Below are 18,426 nucleotides of genomic sequence, written 5' to 3'. Positions count from 1 at the left end.
GGATTGGAGGATAATGATGAAATTAAAAAATATTTTATTATCGGTAATTTGTATTTTCGTATTTGCGTTAACAGCGTGTTCTAGTAACACAAATGGGAAAGAAGAGGGTAGTGGAAAATTAAAAGTTGTAACAACATACTCCATTATATACGATATGGTGAAGCAAATTGGTGGAGATAAAGTTGAGATTCATAGTCTTGTTCCAATTGGAGCTAATCCACATGAATATGATCCACTACCGAAAGATGTTATGAAAATGACAGATGCAGATATGGTGTTTTACAATGGGCTAAACTTAGAAGAGGGCGGAGCATGGTTTAAAAAGCTATTAAAAACGGCAAATAAATCAGAGAAAGATGCACCGGTTTATAAAGTAAGTGAAGGTGTAGAAGCTATTTACTTAGAAACAAAAGGATTAGAAAAAGAACCAGACCCACATGCTTGGATGAATATTAAAAATGGCATTTTATACGCTGAAAATGTGAAGCAGGCATTAATTAAAGAAGATCCTAAAAATAAAGAGTTCTATACTAAAAATGCTGATGAGTATGTAGCAGAACTTCAAAAGTTACACGATGAGACAGTAAACAGAATTCATCAAATTCCTGAAGAAAAACGTTTCTTAATCTCTAGCGAAGGTGCTTTTAAATACTTTGGAAAAGCATATGACATTAAGACGGGATACATTTGGGAAATTAACTCAGAGAATCAAGGTACGCCAGATCAAATTAGAGATGTTGTAAGTTTAATTCAAACAAACAAAGTGCCAGCTTTATTTGTTGAAACAAGTGTAGATCGACGTAGTATGGAAACTGTTTCAAAAGAAACAAACGTGCCAATTGCAGGGACAATTTTTACAGACTCACTAGGTAAATTAGGTGAGGATGGAGATACTTACTTAAAAATGATGAAATGGAATATAGATACCATTATTAATGGGCTAAAAAAGTAGGATCTATCTGTTTTTCAATGTAGCGTAACTATTGAATTTTTATAAAATAAGAGATGAAAGAGCTAGCTCATATGAGTTGGCTCTTTTATTTATCCCAATATTTGCGGGCGGATAAGATCCCCTCCTTAAAAATTCAGCGAATGGGAGGGAGGGCTGCCCGTAAAATCCCAATGAATATGTACTAATAATCAGTGGGGGTGACAAAACTTCTAATAATTAAAGTTTCATTTTATAATTTTTACTTTATTAAAAGTAGATTTGTTAGAAAGGATAATCATTTATTGATATAATGAATGGATGCGAAGCAGGAAATAGATAGAAAGATACTGCTAGTAATTTATACTAAAAATGTAGGGAGATTGAACAGAGTTATGGGGAATGAAAAAGAAATTAGTTCCGCTAAATTAATATGGAAGATGACGCGCCCACATACATTAACGGCGACGTTTTCACCTGTAATTTTAGGGACAGTGGCATCACTTTATGTTGCCGAAATTGATTGGCTTTTATTTATTGCGATGATGCTTGCATGTTTAGCGCTGCAAATAGCAACGAACTTATTTAATGAGTACTATGATTTTAAACGTGGACTAGACACTGCTGAATCCGTTGGCATCGGTGGCGGAATTGTCCGTCATGGATTGAAACCAAAAAATGTGTTAACAGTTGCGCTTTTATTATATGTAGTAGCAGCTTTTATTGGCATTTATATTTGTATGAATAGCAGCTGGTGGTTAGTTGTCATTGGTTTAATTGGGATGGCAGTTGGCTATTTATATACAGGCGGTCCATTACCAATTGCGTACACCCCGTTTGGAGAATTAGTTTCTGGATTGTTAATGGGGACATGTTTTGTACTCATTGCTTTCTTTATTCAAACGAATACTGTAACGATTGAAAGTGTATTGATTTCCATTCCAATTGGAATTTTAGTAGGTGCAATCAATATGTCGAATAACATCCGAGATATCGAAGAAGATATTAAAGGTGGAAGAAAGACATTAGTAATCCTCCTTGGGAGAGAGAAAGCTGTAGTAACACTAGCGGTAGCCTTTTTCATTGCATATTTATGGATTGCCGTAATTGTATTAATGGGTTATATAAGCCCTTGGGCATTAGTTATGTTCCTAGGTTTGAGAAAGCCAATTTCTGCGATTCAAAGTTTCCAAAAAGGAGCAAAGGATCCTGGGTATATGCGCATCGCAATGAAATCAACAGCGATGACAAATACGATTTTTGGCTTCTTATTATCAGCAGGATTATTAATTAGTTATTTGTTTTAAATGAAAAATATTGTTAAATAGCTTAACCCCAATTTCTCAATTTTAATATAGAGAGATTGGGGTCTTTATTTTGACTTTGTTTAATGTTAAAAACAGTTTTATTTGAAATGAAAATACCAATAAATTGCAACTTCATCATTTTCAATATCCAAACCTTTATAAACAAGAAAATCAAACCCACCAATTACAAATCCACATTTTTCATAAAATTTACATGCTGTGACATTATTATTTTGCGTTTCAAGCATGATACCTGGCATATTGCCTTTTTTTGCCCACTGCTTTGCTTGATCAACTAATCTTTTACCAACTCCGAGTGAACGATATTTTTTATCCACTGTTATATCTTCTATGTAAGCATAGTGGTTCCAATTCTTTTTCAATACTATTAATCCGATGATTTGGTTATGTAACAGTGCTATGTAAATTACTTGATTAGGTTTATTTATATATTCATTGTAAGCCAGTTCTTCATTATCATCTTGATTTTGTAAATAACTTTTTTCATAACTCGGAACGTCTTCTACTGTATATTCTATACGTCTATTTACTTTGGAAAGAGAAAGAATTAACCGAGCATTCACTATAAAACTGTCATCGATCTTCGGGAAATTGTCTAAATCATTTTTTTCTAACTCTCTAATTAAAAGATTCATCGGAGCACCTCCACATAATAATATTTCTTCTAGTTCTTTATTTGATTCAAATTAATTCCAATTACAAAATTATAATAGAATTTCAATAGTATGGCTAACTCAGTATTTTATCTTTATAACAGCATGCTATTATCTTGATATAAAAATTTTGTTTAGAAAGAGTAGTATTTTTTATTTTGGATGTATATCCAGTTTTCAAATTTAACTGTATTAGAGAAAACAATATTTTTCTAAAGAGTGGATGCAATAAGTTATTCTTTAACTAATTTCGACATTATCTGCATTTTATCTTCACCTTCCTCTATTAATCTACTTATTGTAAATATCAACTGGAGTTAATGCTTAGCTGTATAAATAATGAATATGAAAATTAGTAGGGAAAGGATCGAAACATAATGAAAGAATCACAAAATAAGAAAAAAACAAATGTAGGAACTAAGGCAATACTATCTCTAGGAGTTGTTTTAGCAACGACCTTTTTCACGTTCTTTTTAATAGGAAAATGGAACTCTATTCCAGCGAAAGGAGTAGCTAATGAAAGTATTAAGCTAGCTAATACGCAACAACAAAAAAAGAAAGAGGACACATCACTGGCAAAACAGAAAAGACCTGATGGAAAACCGGTAGGAAAGGTTGTGTATTTAACATTCGATGACGGTCCTAGTGAATTAACTGGGAAATTTTTAGATGTACTAAAAGAACAAAATGTTGCCTCGACATTTTTTATGCAAGGTAGCAATTTACAAAATACAGGTTTTCAGGAAAATGTAAAAAGAGCGGTAAAAGAAGGACATTATATTGGTGCTCATAGTATGACACATAATAGTGATAAGCTATACAAAAAGGGACAATTTGTACCGGAGATGAAAGAAACGTTAGCTCTGATCCATAATATTACGGGTACAACTCCTAAACTAGTTCGTCCGCCATATGGATCTGCACCGGGATTAAAGGGTGAGGAAATTCGTAATCAAATTGTAAAAGCAGCAATAAAAGTTTGGGATTGGACAATAGATTCAAATGATTGGAAACTAAAAGGTAATCCACAGCAAATTATAGAAAATGTAAAGCGTACAACAACAGAAGATGTGGAAGTAGTTCTAATGCATGAAAAACCACAGACATTACAAGCGCTTCCGGAAATTATTAAATTTTATAAGGAAAAAGGGTATGAATTCGGGGTATACAATGAAGCGGATCATTTTCAACTAAACTTCCAGAAAGATCAACGTCTATAGTATCAAATAAATAAATTAAGAGCATGTTCTGATTCATCTTTCTTCAGGACATGCTTTTTTTGCTTGTTTCTATAACCTCATTATTACCAATTTAACAAAGCATCAGTTACAAGTTACTTTATGGATACCTCATTTTAAAATAACTAACTTATAGAAAAAATTGAATAATTTTCATGTGTAAGGAGATTTTAAGAAGGATATAGAGGAGATATTTTCCTTTTGTTTTCTAGATAAATGATTACTTACCCAAAACATTATAGTGGAACGGTTTCTAAAGCGTTTCTGTCAAGAAATCCTAACACTAAAGTTCAAGTATAAAAACATAAACCATTCGATAAATGGGGTAGTATGATGAAAAAACTTAGTAGAAAGCGTTTGAGAAAAGATATTCAGGAACTTGAGAGTGCAAGTATGCTACTCCAAAATGATCAAGAGTGCGAACTCAAGCAGAGTGTATCTGCGAATGAAGAAGTTTTGAGACAAGTTTTTGAAAATTGTTCCGATATTGTTTTTCGTCCAATAATCATAGATAGTCAAAATAAAATTCTTTTTATTTATATAGATGGATTAGTTGACACTAAAGTTGTGGAACAAGTTGTTTTGAAACCAATGATGTTCGAAGGTCTGCCTAGTGGAGTAAAGAGTGTGGATTCGGTAGGAGAAATTATACAAAATCAGCTAATTGCGGTTTCTCAAGTAAAGACAATTTCAAAAGTTCGTGAGGTTATAGAAGCGGTATTGAAAGCGAATATCGTTATTTTAACAGAAAGAGAGAGTCAAGCTCTAGTCGCTGATTTAAAAGGTTTTGAAAAACGAGGTATTGAAGAGCCGGCTGCCGAGATCTCTGTTCGTGGCCCTCGGGACGGGTTTACGGAAACGATAAGGGTCAATACGAGCCTGATTCGCCGAAGAATTCGAAGCCAAAAACTAAAAATGGAACCTTATTCGATTGGGGAATTGTCACAGACAGATGTGGTAATTGCCTATATTGAGGGCATTGCACCTGATTTGGTTTTGGATGAAGTTCGCCAAAGGGTAAAGCGAATTCAAATTGATGGAGTGTTGGAGTCAGCTTTCATTGAAGAGTTTATTGAGGACCAACCCTTTTCGCCCTTTCCACAAATTCAAAATACTGAGCGGCCAGATGCGGTTTGTGCAAGTTTATTAGAGGGGAAAGTCGCTATTTTAGTCGATAACACACCTTTCGTTTTGATTGTTCCTATGACATTTTGGACAGGTCTGCAAGCAGCGGAGGATTATTATGAACGCTCCATCTACACAACTTTTGTTCGATGGATACGTTTAATATTAATTAATATTTCATTATTTCTTCCCTCTCTCTATGTTGCTATTACAACCTTTCATCCTAAATTAATTCCGACAAATTTGCTTATTAGTATTGCAGCTGCGAGAGAAGGCATTCCTTTCCCGGCTGTCATAGAAGCGCTAATGATGGAGTTTTTATTTGAAGGTTTGAGGGAAGCGGGGGTTCGGTTACCAAAACCTGTTGGATCCGCAGTTAGTATTGTTGGAGCACTTGTTATCGGGCAAGCTGCTGTGCAAGCAGGTATTATTTCGGCACCTTTGGTCATTGTTGTGGCGACGACCGGTATTGCGTCATTTGCGTTCCCACGCTACAACTTAGGAACGGCTTACCGGATGTTACGCTTTCCTATGCTGTTATTGGCAGGAATGCTCGGGCTATACGGTGTTGCAATAAGTACCCTTGCGATTTTGATTCATTTAACTAACATTCGTTCTTTTGGCATTCCGTATTTAAGTCCAGTTGCACCTCAGACTCCTCGTGATTTAAAGGATGTTTTTCTCCGAACACCTCGTTGGAATATGACCCACCGCCCAATAATGGTATCTGGTGAAGAGAAAGTCCGTTTTCCAGGTGGACAAAAGCCAGATGAGAAACGGGGAGGGGAAACAGAATGAGCCTGCACAAGGCACTCTGTATGATACTGGTCATTTCTTTATGCTTCTTGACGGGATGTTGGGATCGGACAGAATTAAATGATTTGGCAATAGAATTAGGATGGGGACTTGATCAAGCGAAGAACAATAAGATTGAAATTAGTGCTCAGTTTATTATTCCATCAAAAATGGGAATGGGACAGAGCGGAAGAAGTAATGCAGGAAAAGCGTTTTTTACAGAATCGGGAACGGGAAAGGATACACATGAAGCTATACAAATGATGCAAACAAAAATGTCGAGAGAAATTTTTCGAGGGCACCAGCGTGTAATATTGATTGGAGAAAAAATGGCTAAAAGTGGTCTTGCTCCAGTTTTAGATGCATATAGCCGCGATCCTGATATTCGATTACGAGTAGGTGTGTTCGTCATAAAAGGGAATACTGCAAAAGATTTTCTGAAAGCATCCATCCCTTTAGAGTCTATTCCGGCACTTGGGGCACTTAAAGAGCATATGCAAATAGAGGCAGCGGGAGATATGTCTTTGTTAAATTTTCTTATTGCTGGTACGAGTGATGGAATCACCCCGATTTTGCCCGTTATTAAACTAAATGTGTCTCCTAAAAAAGGTAAAACCGTGGTCAAAGGGTTTCAAATTGTAGGCGGTGCTATATTTAACAACGATTTCAAATTGGTAGGATACTTGAACATGCAGGAATGGTTAACTACTCTTTGGATAGTGAATCGTTTAAGTAAACAGACAGTTACAGCAACGGCCTCTAAAGGAAATGGTAGTGCAAGTTTATATATGACAAAGATCAATAGAAAAATCATACCTACTATACAAGGGGACACAATTAAGTGTGACATTGTTTTTTCTGGTGAAGGAACAATTCAGGAGAACAATACGAATTTAGATCTTTCGAAGCCAAAAAATCTTACTCTTTTAGAACATGTATTGGAAAAACAGTCCGATAAGGAAGCTCTCCAAACTATTAAAAAGGTTCAAAAACAATACGGAACCGATATCTTTGGATTTGGAGAAGCCATTCATCAAAAATATCCATCCGAATGGAAAGGGTTAAAAAAGAATTGGAGTAAACAATTTCGAAAAGTGGAGGTTTCTGTTCATACAAAGCTTACTATTCGGCGAGTAGGACTGACTGGACCACCGTTGCAGTTGAAGAAAAATGAAATGAAAAAATAAGGAGGAATATAGAGTGTGAGAAATTCGATGAAAATCTCTGGCAGGCAAATCTTTTGGATGATGTTCACATTTGAAGTGGGACAATCACTCCTTCTAGTTATTCCAGCGACGATTCGTACTGTCAAACAAGATGCGTGGATCTCGATTTTGATTGCAGGAGTGATAGGGGTTGCTCTTACTTTTTTGGCAACTACACTTGGTTCGCTTTATCCGAAACAAACTCTCATTGAATTTAGTCAAACTATTCTTGGTAAATGGCTAGGAAAGCTACTGATGATTCCTTACTTCTTTGGGTGGTACATGATAATTTGGATAACCGTCCGTGAATTTGGTGAATTCATTATTATCGCTTTGTTTCATAATACACCTTTGTGGGTCATTGTCTTTACTGCGATGTTATTGCTCATTTTTATCATTTACCAAGGAGGGGTGGAAGGTATTGGACGTTTAAGTGAAATCATAGGGCCAATTGTACTTTTAATGATAACGTTTGTAATCATTTTGAATGTTGGCAATATGAATTGGGATTATATGCGGCCTATTTATCACGATTCTGGCTGGCTTCCCATCCTTAAAGGTTCCTATACCCCTGTAGCCGCATTTTTTGGAGAGGCTGTTATGATGATGATGTTCGTTTTTTTTATGGATAAACCAGAGCAAGCGTCATCAAGGGCGATGTTGGGGGTAGGATTAGCCGTTTTCATGGTAACAATCGGAACATTAGCGGTCATTTTAACATTCGGTCCGAATTTATCTTCAAGTTTTTTGTATCCGGTTTACGATTTGAGCCGATACATATCTGTCATGGAGTTCATTCAAAATGTGGATATTTTGATAGTTATTATTTGGTTTTTTAGTATTTTTGTGAAATTGGCGTTATACATGTTTATCGCTTGTTATGGAACAGCACAAATATTTCATTTGAAGGATTGGCGAAAAGTAGCGTTAGTTCTTGCTCCTATTTCGTTTATCATAGCTGTGTCAGTTAAAAATATCCAGACATTTACCCATTATTACTACATATTTTTCGTAATTCCAATTGCATTTCCTATTTATGAGCTAGGGATTCCTTTACTGTTATTGGTGGTTGGCAAAATTCGAAGGAAATATGCATAAACCCAATCGGTAATATGTTTGGAGGGCAGGTATACTTTTAGGTTTTTGAATAATATAAAAAGAGAAAAATCCTACTCATAAGTGTAGGGTTTTTTGTTTGTATATTACGTTACAAGAGTTTCCTTATTTTCTTCGGAATGTCTTTTTTAGAAATCTATGCAACAGAGCCTTTATAGTAAGAGTATCTTGTTGGGGATAATCAAAAAACGCATATCGCAATATAAAAATTCACTTTAATACTAAAGGATACATGACAACGATTCGTATAAATTCTTCTCAATAATTGAAAATAAAATCAATCCAGATTATTATATTGTTATTGTAATTATAAATGTAATTACATTTTATTGAAGGAGGATACATAGATGAAAAACTCAAAAGGCTCGATTGAATCAGAGATAAGCAAAGCAATTACTCACTGGGAAAAGGACTACCTAGGACGCGGATCTATATCCGTTAAGACAGATATATTGCGGGATATGATTATCGTAAATTTACAAGGTATTTTAACGCCGGCTGAATATACTGTTTGCGAAACAAAAGACGGTATGCTAACGATAAAGAAAAATCGTTCGGAGCTAGTTGAATCTGGAATTGAAGATTTGAAAGAGATTATTCTAGAATTAACTGGAGAAAAAGTGAAAAGCTTTCATACGGATATAAGCTCCCGTACAGGTGAACGAGTAATGATTTTTAAATTGTTTCATAATCTTGAGGAGAAATTTTAAAAATTAAAACCACCTTAGGGTTTGTGGAAGATAAACTAAAAATGCATTGAGATAATTAAGACACCTACAAGTTGTGCACTTTATTTGATTTTATTAGTATGGTGATAATTAGAAAATGAGAAAACTTAAAATTATTTATGTATAATGAATTTTGATTCGGAAAATGGATAAAGAAATTGACAAACTGCTTAATATAGTTTATCTTATAATTGTTTTAAAAAATTAATAGATGCTTATTTTAACTGTTTGCTATAATTAAGGCTTTAGCATTTTTTTAATATGTAATATTGACTAAATGAAAAAGTTTCTTAATTAAAAGATAGCACATAACATAAATTGATATATTGATTGCATAATCTAGGAGATCAGAGATATACTGTTATTTTTGATAGGAGTAATACATACATTACTATCCTCTATAAAATGGGAGCTCTTCAAAAAACTTTATTGAAGTTAGTTGAAGTGAAACCGACAATCTCCATAATTCAATGATGATATAAAATCATTGAATTATGGAAGTTGTCGGTTTTTTTTATGGGAAAAAACGATGCACTAAAAAGAGTGAATGAAAATTGAAATTTAAAAAATTATCTTAATTAAAAGGAATTTTTATAGGTTATTTTCGCTTAGAAGGGAGTATTTAATATGTTAATTTCGCTGAGTTCATCAACACTGTTAACATTATTTTTTATGGCGCTTAGTGCTTCTTGGCTAAGTGGATTATTGTTTTTAAATGCAAGGATGCCTTTACGTTTTGTTCATATCCATATTGGTATCGCTGCTTTGCCTTCATTGATTTCTTTACTCGCACTTGTTAATAACAATGGAGATAGAGTTGTAGGGCCTTGGCATCTAGATACTTTAGCTTGGTTAATGGCTTTCTTTGTTCTTACAATTGGTTTAATCATTCAGCGTTTTTCTGTACGTTACTTAATGGGAGACCGCTCATATCGAAAATACTTTGTACTTTTTACATGTACTACAGGTGTATCTTCGGTTGCATGGTTAAGTGATGATTTTCGCTTAATGCTCATTTTTTGGGGAGCAACGCTTATAGGATTGGTTCTACTCATAGGGCTAAATAAAGGGTGGAAAGTAGTTAGCGAAGCAACAAAAATCTCTGGCTATTTATTTACAATAAGTTGGATTGCGTTGCTATCAGCTATCATTTGGCTTTTTCAAGTAACAGGACAGTGGCAATTAACATCAGTTTTAACGAATGAAAATGTAGCGCTACATGGAACATTGGAGGGAACAGGAATTAACTTATTAATTATATTAGCGGTAATGATTCCAGCAGCACAATGGCCTTTTCAAAGATGGTTAATTGAGTCTGCTGTTGCTCCAACTCCTGTTTCTGCTATTATGCATGCGGGTTTAGTAAATGCTGGTGGTATCATGTTAACTAGATTTTCGCCTCTTTTTCATGATGATATTGCACAAATCATTTTACTTATTTTCTCTAGTATTTCTGTCTTAATCGGAACAGGAATTAGTTTAGTCCAAGTTGATTATAAACGTCAGCTAGTAGGTTCAACTATTGCGCAAATGGGATTTATGCTTATTCAATGTGCATTAGGCGCCTATTTAGCGGCTGTTATTCATTTAATTTTACATGGTTTGTTTAAAGCTACACTGTTTTTACAAGCTGGTTCTTCAGTGCAACGTTTTGGGGTAGTGAATCAGTCTAATGAAAAAATGCCCAATTTATGGATTATATTCGGGCGTGTTTTAGGATTATTTATAGCAATTACTTTCTGGTTTATGACTTCTGGAGAGGGATATCAACTAGTTAGTGCGTTAATCTTAGGCTGGTCACTTTACTTTTCATGGAAACAGCTTGTTGTTTTTGGAGAGGGAAGAATGGGACGAATTGCTGGCTTAATTGTTTTGATTGGATTTTCTCTCATTTACTTTACTGTTCATAATTCTCTTTATAAATGGTTGCATACTGACATTTATCAAAGTGTTCAACCTTCAGTTCCAGCCGTTATCTTTGTTATATGTATTTTACTATTTAGTAGTGCTATTAGTACTTTCGTTACTCGTAATCAATCTTCTACTTTATTCGCTGTACTTTATCTTTGGTTAGTTCGAGTAGGTGAGGCGAGAAGAAAGTCAGTAGAAAGTCACCCAAGCTATCTGAAACATTATGTATCAAAGGGAGGTAATTCGTGATGAGCATAACGTCAATATTAAAGAAAAATACAAACATTGATATGCAAGAAAATAATATAAATGATTTAGTTGCATCTGCTAGCCGAGTGATTGCACCACTTTGGCCTATCTCTACGTTTGCAGCTCACCACCCTTGGATGGGACTTGAAAAGCAATCATTTGAACAAGTCGCAAATTGGTTAAAAGAAGCTCGTAATGTGGATATTTATCCTAGTGCCTCCATGATTCATTCGGCAAAAGCGAAAGGTGAGATTGAGGAATCATTTTTACAAAGTAGTTTGTCTCGTTGGCTGGATTCACAATCTTTTCATATTCCGCGAGAGAAAGCAGAGCGATTTTGCCAAGCAGCTTTAAAGTTAGAGAAATTACCTTCTAGTCTATTATCATCGCCAGAATTAAATAAACTGGCAGACGAAATGAGTTATATAAATACAGGGAGTATGAAAGCCTCTGTTATGCAGCCAATAAGTTCGCTTATAGAGAATCACAATAGTGAAAACCTATCTGATATTCTTAATTATCATATCATTAAATGGTGTAAATTATATCTTGATGACTCCGGATCAAGTTGGACGATGCCAAATCGAGAGAAAGGTTTTTATCGTGCATGGCAAAACCTTATTAAATTTGATCCAGCGCTCAGTAAAAATGAGCGTAAAGTTTTAAAAGATTGGCCACAAGATGCCCAAGTAGCTTTAGCGAGAGCATTATTTGAACTAGGAATTTCTGAATCTAACATACAAGCTTACCTTGAAGGGCACTTACTTTCTTTGCCTGGGTGGGCAGGAATGATACGATGGCGCTCACAACAATCAATTCAGGAACAGGAACTCCTAATAGAATATTTAGCAGTTCGAATTTCTATGGAGCTGGCTATTGCAAAACCTTATTTACCTTTAAAACATCAAAAGGTTGAGAAAAAAGTTGCACTCGTCCCGCTTATAGCTTCTTGGATCTATTGGGGAGATATTTCAACACGGGAATGGTTACAAATGCCTGCTGCTGAACAAAGCGAATTGTTAGCATTTGCATATCGTTTTGATGAAAATATTCGCAGAAAACTTTGGCTCGAAGCTTGGGAACAGACGCATGCAGAGCAATTAAGGGAGAAGATTTCTTCTAAACAGCGTGTAACTAATGATAAAAAGCATGTATTAGCTCAATTAGCATTTTGTATTGATGTACGTTCAGAACCGTTTCGTCGCCACTTAGAAAAACTAGGTCCGTTTGAAACGTTTGGAATAGCTGGTTTCTTTGGATTACCAATTGCGACTAGTGAACTAGGTAGTAATGACAGCCATCCTTCTTTGCCAGTTATATTAAAACCGAAGCATCAAATAAAAGAGCTCACAGATGAAAACGAATTTAAATCTTATGAGCAACGTAAGAGGGTAGGCAGTTCGGTGCGTTATACATTTAAAACGATGAAACAGAACGTACTGACAAGTATGGCGCTACCTGAGTTAAGTGGTCCTTTACTTGGTCTACAGATGGTGACAAGAAGCTTTGTCCCAAGAGGAGTTGGTGGTTTCATTCGTAACCTTCGTAAAACTATGTTACAAAAACCTGATACAACATTCTCGCTTAATCATGTTCATGACACAAAGGGCGAGATACCTATCGGTTTTACGAAAGAAGAAAAAGTGAACTATGTGCGTCAAGCTTTAAAAATGGTGGGACTGACAGAAAAATTTGCTCCTTTAGTTGTAATGTGCGGACATAGTAGTCAAAGTACGAACAATCCTTATGCTGCAGCACTTGAGTGTGGTGCTTGTGGAGGAGCAGCAGGAGGATTCAATGCAAGAGTTTTCGCTACTTTATGTAATCTTCCAGAAGTAAGAGAGGCGTTGTCTGCTGAAGGCATTAAAATTCCTGAGGATACCATTTTTGCAGCAGCTGAACATAAAACAACAGTGGACGAATTGGAATGGATTTACGTCCCAGAACTTTCGGAAACTGCGCAAGAAGCATTTGATTGTATTGAGTCAATTATGCCAAATGTGAGCCAACATGCAAATAGAGAGCGTTTAATGCAATTACCTAATTTTAAAACGGAAATAAACAATCCTAGTAAAGAGGCACATCGATTTGCAGAAGATTGGAGTGAAATACGTCCAGAATGGGGATTAGCTCGTAATGCATCTTTTATTATCGGACAGCGTGAATTAACTCAAGATTGTGACTTAGAAGGCAGGGCTTTCCTTCATAATTATGATTGGAAACAGGATGAAAGTGGCGATATATTAGCTAACATTATTGCAGGACCAGGAACAGTTGCGCAGTGGATAAATCTACAATATTACGCATCAACTGTAGCTCCTCATTATTATGGTAGTGGAAATAAAACAACCCAAACCGTAACGGCGGGTCTCGGTGTTATGCAAGGGAATGCTAGTGACCTGTTGCCAGGCTTACCTTGGCAATCTGTTATGCAGTCAGATAGTGAGACGTATCATTCACCACTTCGGTTACTAATTGTCATTCAAGCACCTATTGAATATATAGAACGTTTGTTAAATAATGATTTCACATTTCGAGAAAAAGTTCAAAATGGATGGGTTAGACTTGCAAGTGTTGATCCAGAGGGACGCTGGAAAAACTGGTAACAATTATTATTGTTACTAGCTTAAAAGTTTCATAAATACAATAATGAAGAAGGAGTGCTCCATATGAATTCAAAGAATAAAAAAGTTTTATTATTAACAGACATTGAACACGGAATAGAGCCTAGTATACAACAAGTAACTAACATTCACCAAGAAAACATGTTGACTATACACAGCTATGATTCTGTAATTGTACATCCTTATGGAGATATAATGAGATCTATTATTATTGCTATTTATCAAGAAAATGTTAAAGAAATTTTTGTTGTCGGAATAGAGGATAAAGAAACGTCTTCAGTTAATCTACAAACTCAACGTGATTTCATAAAAGATAATATAGAATTAGACTATCTCTTTAAAAATTGCATGCCTGAATTTTCAAGTGGTAGCCTCGATGAATGGCTAAGTGGAAAAGAAAATGTTAGTGAAAATATTGAGAAGAGTATAGATATGATTTGTCATCATCCACTAGTACCGTCGGATGTTAAAGTTCATGGTTTCAAGATTGATAGAATAGGGGAAAAAGAAACGGTTGTTAAAGTTTCTGCTAATAAAGTAGTGAAACAAATGCATTCTTATGTGTAAGTTATCGATAGATAAGCAACTTTTATTTGGACTTGTGTCCTTTACAAAGAGCAAAAGAAATCTTCTATAAATGGAGATCTTTTGCTTTTTTTGTTTGGATTTTTAATGTGTTTTATACGAGACACTTAATACATAACAAAATAAAAATATATAAATTTTTGCATGAAAATTTAAATGCGGATTAGCAGGTGATAATAAAGTTAATCGTAAAATAGAAGTGTATATTGTGATTTATCCCGCTTTAACGGGCAGCCCTATTGGTGAGGGCTGATTAAAGTTTCACTTTATTTTAAGGTTATTATGAAAAAGAATGGAGATTCTTTTGTTATGAGAATAAAACAGTTAAAAACTAAAATGATATAAGAATAATTTTGATAAGAAGTATATAGTTAGAATGATTTGGAGATACAGATGGGGATATAACTATTTTATTTAGGATGGTGCACTTAAAATGGATTTACAGAAAGGGAAATTCTATTGGAACACAACTTTTTCTAATACACCTTCGTATCCTCGTTTGGACGAAGATATAAAATGTGACGTACTAATAATAGGAGCAGGAAGTTCAGGTGCTCAATCAGCATACTATTTGAGTGAATCAGATTTAAATATTGTTATCGTTGATAAAAGAAAGGTAGGACATGGAAGTAACCTTACAAATACAGCACTTATTCAATATTTAGGAGATAAGATGTTTTTTGAACTTGTAAATACATTTGGAGAAGAGTATGCAGTTAAGCATATGAAATTATGTGAACAAGCTATTAATGATATTGAATATGCTGATCAAAACTTGCCTTATTGCTCTGATTTTAAACGACGTGACAGTTTATATTATGCAAGTTATGAAGAGGATATAAAGAAATTAGAAAAAGAACTGTATTATTTACATAAGCATGATTTTAAAGCGACTTGGCTATCAGAGGAACAAATTGGACAGAGATATCCATTTAAAAAACGTGCAGCTATTTATACGTATAATGATGGTGAAATAAATCCTTATAAATTTACACATAGTTTATTAAAACAAGCTTCTAATAAAGGAGTTCAGATTTATGAAGATACAGAGATTGTTGGCAAAAAGTTAGAGAAAGAATGTGCTGTTTTTTATACAAAAGGGGGCAATTCTATTACTGCCAACAAAGTAATTGTGGCTGCAGGATATGAAGGTTTGGAATTTAAAAAGGAGAAGAACGCTACACTGATTAGCTCATATGCAATTGTGACTAATCCTGTGGAAGATTTATCTTCTTGGTATAAGCGTACTCTTATTTGGGAAACTGCGAGACCATATATTTATATGAGAACTACTGCAGATAACAGGATTATTATAGGTGGATTAGATGAAGATACAAACATTGCTCAAGAAAGAGATTCAAAATTAATTCATAAAAAAGAGAAATTAGTAAATGAATTTAATAAGCTCTTTCCAAATATAACAGTTGAACCTGAATTTTATTTAAGTGCTTTTTATGGTGGTACTCATGATGGTTTACCTATAATTGGAATGTATGAAGAGTTTCCAAATTGTCACTTTATCTATGCATATGGAGATAATGGATTAGTATATAGTATGGTACTTTCTAAAATTGTTCGAGATGTAATTATTAGCGGTTCAAGTCCGGATTTGAATTTATATTTACAAACTAGACCAAAACTAAATGAGTAAGCTGCACGTATGCAAAATCATAGTATTTAGGGTACCATATAAAAAGCGCTATTTTAAATGCATTAGTTTAATGTGACTATTTGTTATGTTTATGAATGCTTAAATAAAGCATTCATAAACAATATTATTTGTTAAATCCATTCATCTTACTAAGTTCTGTTATTTGTATAATCCATTCTTTTTTTAGGTAGGGTAGAGTTGCTTGGATATTATGATATTCCCATTCTTCCTCAATGGTAGGATAAAGGTTAAATAAGTATTTTTCTTCATCATTTGTTACACTTGCTTTAGGATTGCCACTAAGTTTAAAATAAATGTCGCACCATCCGCTATAGTTTGTTAACATAAATAAAAAATTAGGACATGTGAATTCGATGAGGTATATTTCTTTCTCTAATTGAATATCTGATAGTAATTCCCTTGCAGTTTCAAAAGTAGGCTTCTTTTGGTAACCATTGCATGAATGCCATGCCCAAATGGGTAAATCTATAATAAAGTTAATACTATTCTGTTTCATATGTCTTACAATGTATTTATATGCCGTGATATCTTCTTTACTAACAAACATAGGATTGGCTATAAGCTTATCTTCATTCAAAAGTGTATTTATAGCATTTTGGTTTTGAAAAGTCCATAGGATTGTTGAATCAATAAATGTATTTAAGTTTGATTGTGTATCAAATTGTTTTCTCATCTTTCGCTCCATTTTCTTTTTTATTTTGCAGAATTAAGAATAAATATGACTAATCGTACAATAAGAAATACCTATGCTAGATACAATTGTAAATGCTTATTTAAAGTAACAGCAAGGAATAACCTTTTTATATAGAGTGTACAATACATGCAAAACAGGATTAAAGAAGATTTTAAATATAATATGAAATAGTACAAAATAAGAATTTGATATATCTTTTATATATAAACTATTAATTGAAGTTTGTAATTACACATTATAGTTAGTATACTAACTATATAATTAGTGTACTAACTATATTGGAGGTTATATGAATAATTTAGGCTATTTATTACACAAGGTAAGTATAATGACGAAAACAGAATTATCAAATCAATTAAAAGAATATAAAATAACAGCTCAGCAATGGTCTGTGTTAAAGGATATATCTCTTTATCCAAATGGAACCACCCCGGCTATGATTGCTGAAAGGCTCTTAGCAGACCGTCCAACAGTAACCGGAATTATACAAAGATTATTGCAAAAAGAATGGATTCTTATAAAACATAATCCTAAAGATAAACGGTCACATTTAATATTTTTAAAAGATGAAACTAAGGCATTAATACAGGAGATAGAAAATGTAAGCGATGAAGTTATAAAAAATGCTACAGCTAGTATTCCTAAAGAGGAAGTAGAAAATACAGTTCGAGTTTTGCAAAGTATGATTCAAAATTTACAAAAAAATAAAGGGTGATTAAAATGATTTTAGTAACAGGTGCTACAGGGAATGTAGGAAAAGAGGTTGTAAAATGCCTAATAAAAAGAAATGCTACTTTCAAAGTCACAACGCGCAGTAGAGAAACTGAAGGAGTGTATTTTGATTTTGAAAACCCCTCATCTGTAAAGGTGGCTTTAACAGGTGTTACTAAAGTCTTTCTAGTAAGACCACCACATCTAGCTGATGCAAAAAAGTATTTCCAGCCTGTTGTAGATGCTGCAAAAGAAATAGGTATAAAACACATTGTATTTTTATCTTTATTAGGTGTAGAAAAAAATCCGATAGTACCTCATGCTAAAATTGAAGCTATGATAAAGTCTTCTGGGATCCCTTACACATTCCTAAGACCGAGTTTTTTTATGCAAAATTTATTATCACAACATGGTGATGAATTAAGAAATGAAAAAATAATTGAAGTACCTGCTGGTAAAGGGGAAACAAGTTTTATAGATGTACGGGATATTGGAGAAGTTGCAGCTAAAATATTAACCGAAGAGGGACATGAATTTAAAGCCTATTCTTTAACGGGAAATGAGGCATTAACATATTATGAAGTTGCTGCTATTATTTCAAAAATAATAAATAAAGATATTACTTATACAAATCCAAGTATATTTAAATTTAGAAAAAGAATGATTCAAAAGGGACTTAACAGTGACTTTATTTGGGTTATGATTGGAATATATACAACTGCAAAATTAGGGTTAGCTAAAAAAGTCACATCAGATTTATCGAATTTACTAGATAGAAGTCCAATAACCATGGAAACGTTTGTTTATGATTACAAAGAATTATTAATATAATAATGCAAAAGCAAAAAAGAAGATTATTCACAT

At 33.9% G+C, this 18,426-nt stretch carries 15 protein-coding genes; 13 read left to right on the top strand and 2 right to left on the bottom strand.

Going from position 1 to position 18,426, the window contains the following annotated elements; translation table 11 throughout:
• Positions 1-16 precede the first annotated feature (16 nt).
• Together mntA and menA are read left to right on the top strand one after the other, a co-directional pair.
• Positions 17-952: a manganese ABC transporter substrate-binding protein/adhesin MntA gene (gene mntA / locus F3I02_RS02565; protein WP_089149277.1), complete on the top strand. Its 936-nt coding sequence runs from the start codon at positions 17-19 to the stop codon at positions 950-952.
• A gap of 371 nt (positions 953-1,323) precedes the next feature.
• Positions 1,324-2,235: a 1,4-dihydroxy-2-naphthoate polyprenyltransferase gene (gene menA, locus F3I02_RS02560; protein ID WP_000526083.1), complete on the top strand. Its 912-nt coding sequence runs from the start codon at positions 1,324-1,326 to the stop codon at positions 2,233-2,235.
• A gap of 98 nt (positions 2,236-2,333) precedes the next feature.
• Here menA and satA read toward each other — a convergent pair whose 3' ends face one another.
• Positions 2,334-2,891: a streptothricin N-acetyltransferase SatA gene (satA, locus tag F3I02_RS02555; protein WP_001050463.1), complete on the bottom strand. Its 558-nt coding sequence runs from the start codon at positions 2,889-2,891 to the stop codon at positions 2,334-2,336.
• A 395-nt stretch (positions 2,892-3,286) separates the two neighbouring features.
• On the opposite strand from satA, the gene F3I02_RS02550 reads away from it, so the two are divergent.
• The 9 genes from F3I02_RS02550 to F3I02_RS02510 all read left to right on the top strand — a co-directional run bounded on the left by F3I02_RS02550 (position 3,287) and on the right by F3I02_RS02510 (position 16,136).
• Complete coding sequence (locus F3I02_RS02550) at positions 3,287-4,129, top strand: polysaccharide deacetylase family protein (RefSeq protein ID WP_196477537.1); 843 nt, start codon at positions 3,287-3,289, stop codon at positions 4,127-4,129.
• A gap of 348 nt (positions 4,130-4,477) precedes the next feature.
• The gene (locus tag F3I02_RS02545) at positions 4,478-6,070 is read left to right on the top strand and encodes a spore germination protein (protein ID WP_003301784.1); all 1,593 of its coding nucleotides are present in this window, start codon (positions 4,478-4,480) and stop codon (positions 6,068-6,070) included.
• Complete coding sequence (locus F3I02_RS02540) at positions 6,067-7,254, top strand: Ger(x)C family spore germination protein (protein ID WP_000052108.1); 1,188 nt, start codon at positions 6,067-6,069, stop codon at positions 7,252-7,254. Before F3I02_RS02545 ends, F3I02_RS02540 begins: the two co-directional genes overlap by 4 nt.
• 27 nt (positions 7,255-7,281) lie before the next feature.
• Positions 7,282-8,370 carry a GerAB/ArcD/ProY family transporter gene (locus F3I02_RS02535; protein WP_033690224.1) on the top strand — a complete coding sequence of 363 codons (1,089 nt, stop codon included), beginning with the start codon at positions 7,282-7,284 and terminating at the stop codon, positions 8,368-8,370.
• Between the two features lie 365 nt (positions 8,371-8,735).
• On the top strand, positions 8,736-9,098 hold the full coding sequence (locus tag F3I02_RS02530; RefSeq protein ID WP_000798162.1) for a Na-translocating system protein MpsC family protein: 363 nt from the start codon (positions 8,736-8,738) through the stop codon (positions 9,096-9,098).
• Positions 9,099-9,743: 645 nt separating this feature from the next.
• Complete coding sequence (locus F3I02_RS02525) at positions 9,744-11,276, top strand: NADH dehydrogenase subunit 5 (protein WP_196477536.1); 1,533 nt, start codon at positions 9,744-9,746, stop codon at positions 11,274-11,276.
• On the top strand, positions 11,276-13,882 hold the full coding sequence (locus tag F3I02_RS02520) for a DUF2309 domain-containing protein (protein ID WP_000029060.1): 2,607 nt from the start codon (positions 11,276-11,278) through the stop codon (positions 13,880-13,882). The genes F3I02_RS02525 and F3I02_RS02520 overlap by 1 nt, the downstream gene beginning before the upstream one ends.
• A 63-nt stretch (positions 13,883-13,945) precedes the next feature.
• Positions 13,946-14,467, top strand: coding sequence for a carbonic anhydrase (locus tag F3I02_RS02515; protein ID WP_061884356.1), 522 nt, complete (start codon positions 13,946-13,948; stop codon positions 14,465-14,467).
• Between the two features lie 451 nt (positions 14,468-14,918).
• On the top strand, positions 14,919-16,136 hold the full coding sequence (locus F3I02_RS02510; RefSeq protein ID WP_000365626.1) for an NAD(P)/FAD-dependent oxidoreductase: 1,218 nt from the start codon (positions 14,919-14,921) through the stop codon (positions 16,134-16,136).
• 124 nt (positions 16,137-16,260) lie between these two features.
• Here the strand turns inward: F3I02_RS02510 and F3I02_RS02505 are convergent, their stop codons facing one another.
• Positions 16,261-16,830, bottom strand: a complete 570-nt coding sequence (locus tag F3I02_RS02505; RefSeq protein WP_001231208.1) for a DUF3841 domain-containing protein — start codon at positions 16,828-16,830, stop codon at positions 16,261-16,263.
• 310 nt (positions 16,831-17,140) lie between these two features.
• Between F3I02_RS02505 and F3I02_RS02500 the strand changes: the two genes are divergently transcribed.
• Together F3I02_RS02500 and F3I02_RS02495 are read left to right on the top strand one after the other, a co-directional pair.
• Complete coding sequence (locus tag F3I02_RS02500) at positions 17,141-17,566, top strand: MarR family winged helix-turn-helix transcriptional regulator (RefSeq protein ID WP_196477535.1); 426 nt, start codon at positions 17,141-17,143, stop codon at positions 17,564-17,566.
• A gap of 5 nt (positions 17,567-17,571) precedes the next feature.
• Positions 17,572-18,393 (top strand): SDR family oxidoreductase, encoded by an 822-nt coding sequence (locus F3I02_RS02495; RefSeq protein ID WP_000604776.1) that lies wholly within the window; start codon positions 17,572-17,574, stop codon positions 18,391-18,393.
• The last annotated feature ends 33 nt before the right edge of the window (positions 18,394-18,426 follow it).

This window comes from Bacillus sp. SRB3LM, from assembly GCF_015712745.1.
Taxonomy (GTDB): domain Bacteria; phylum Bacillota; class Bacilli; order Bacillales; family Bacillaceae_G; genus Bacillus_A; species Bacillus_A thuringiensis_K.
The sequence above is the reverse complement of the archived record's forward strand: the minus strand, read 5'-3'. Positions and strand labels throughout refer to the sequence as shown.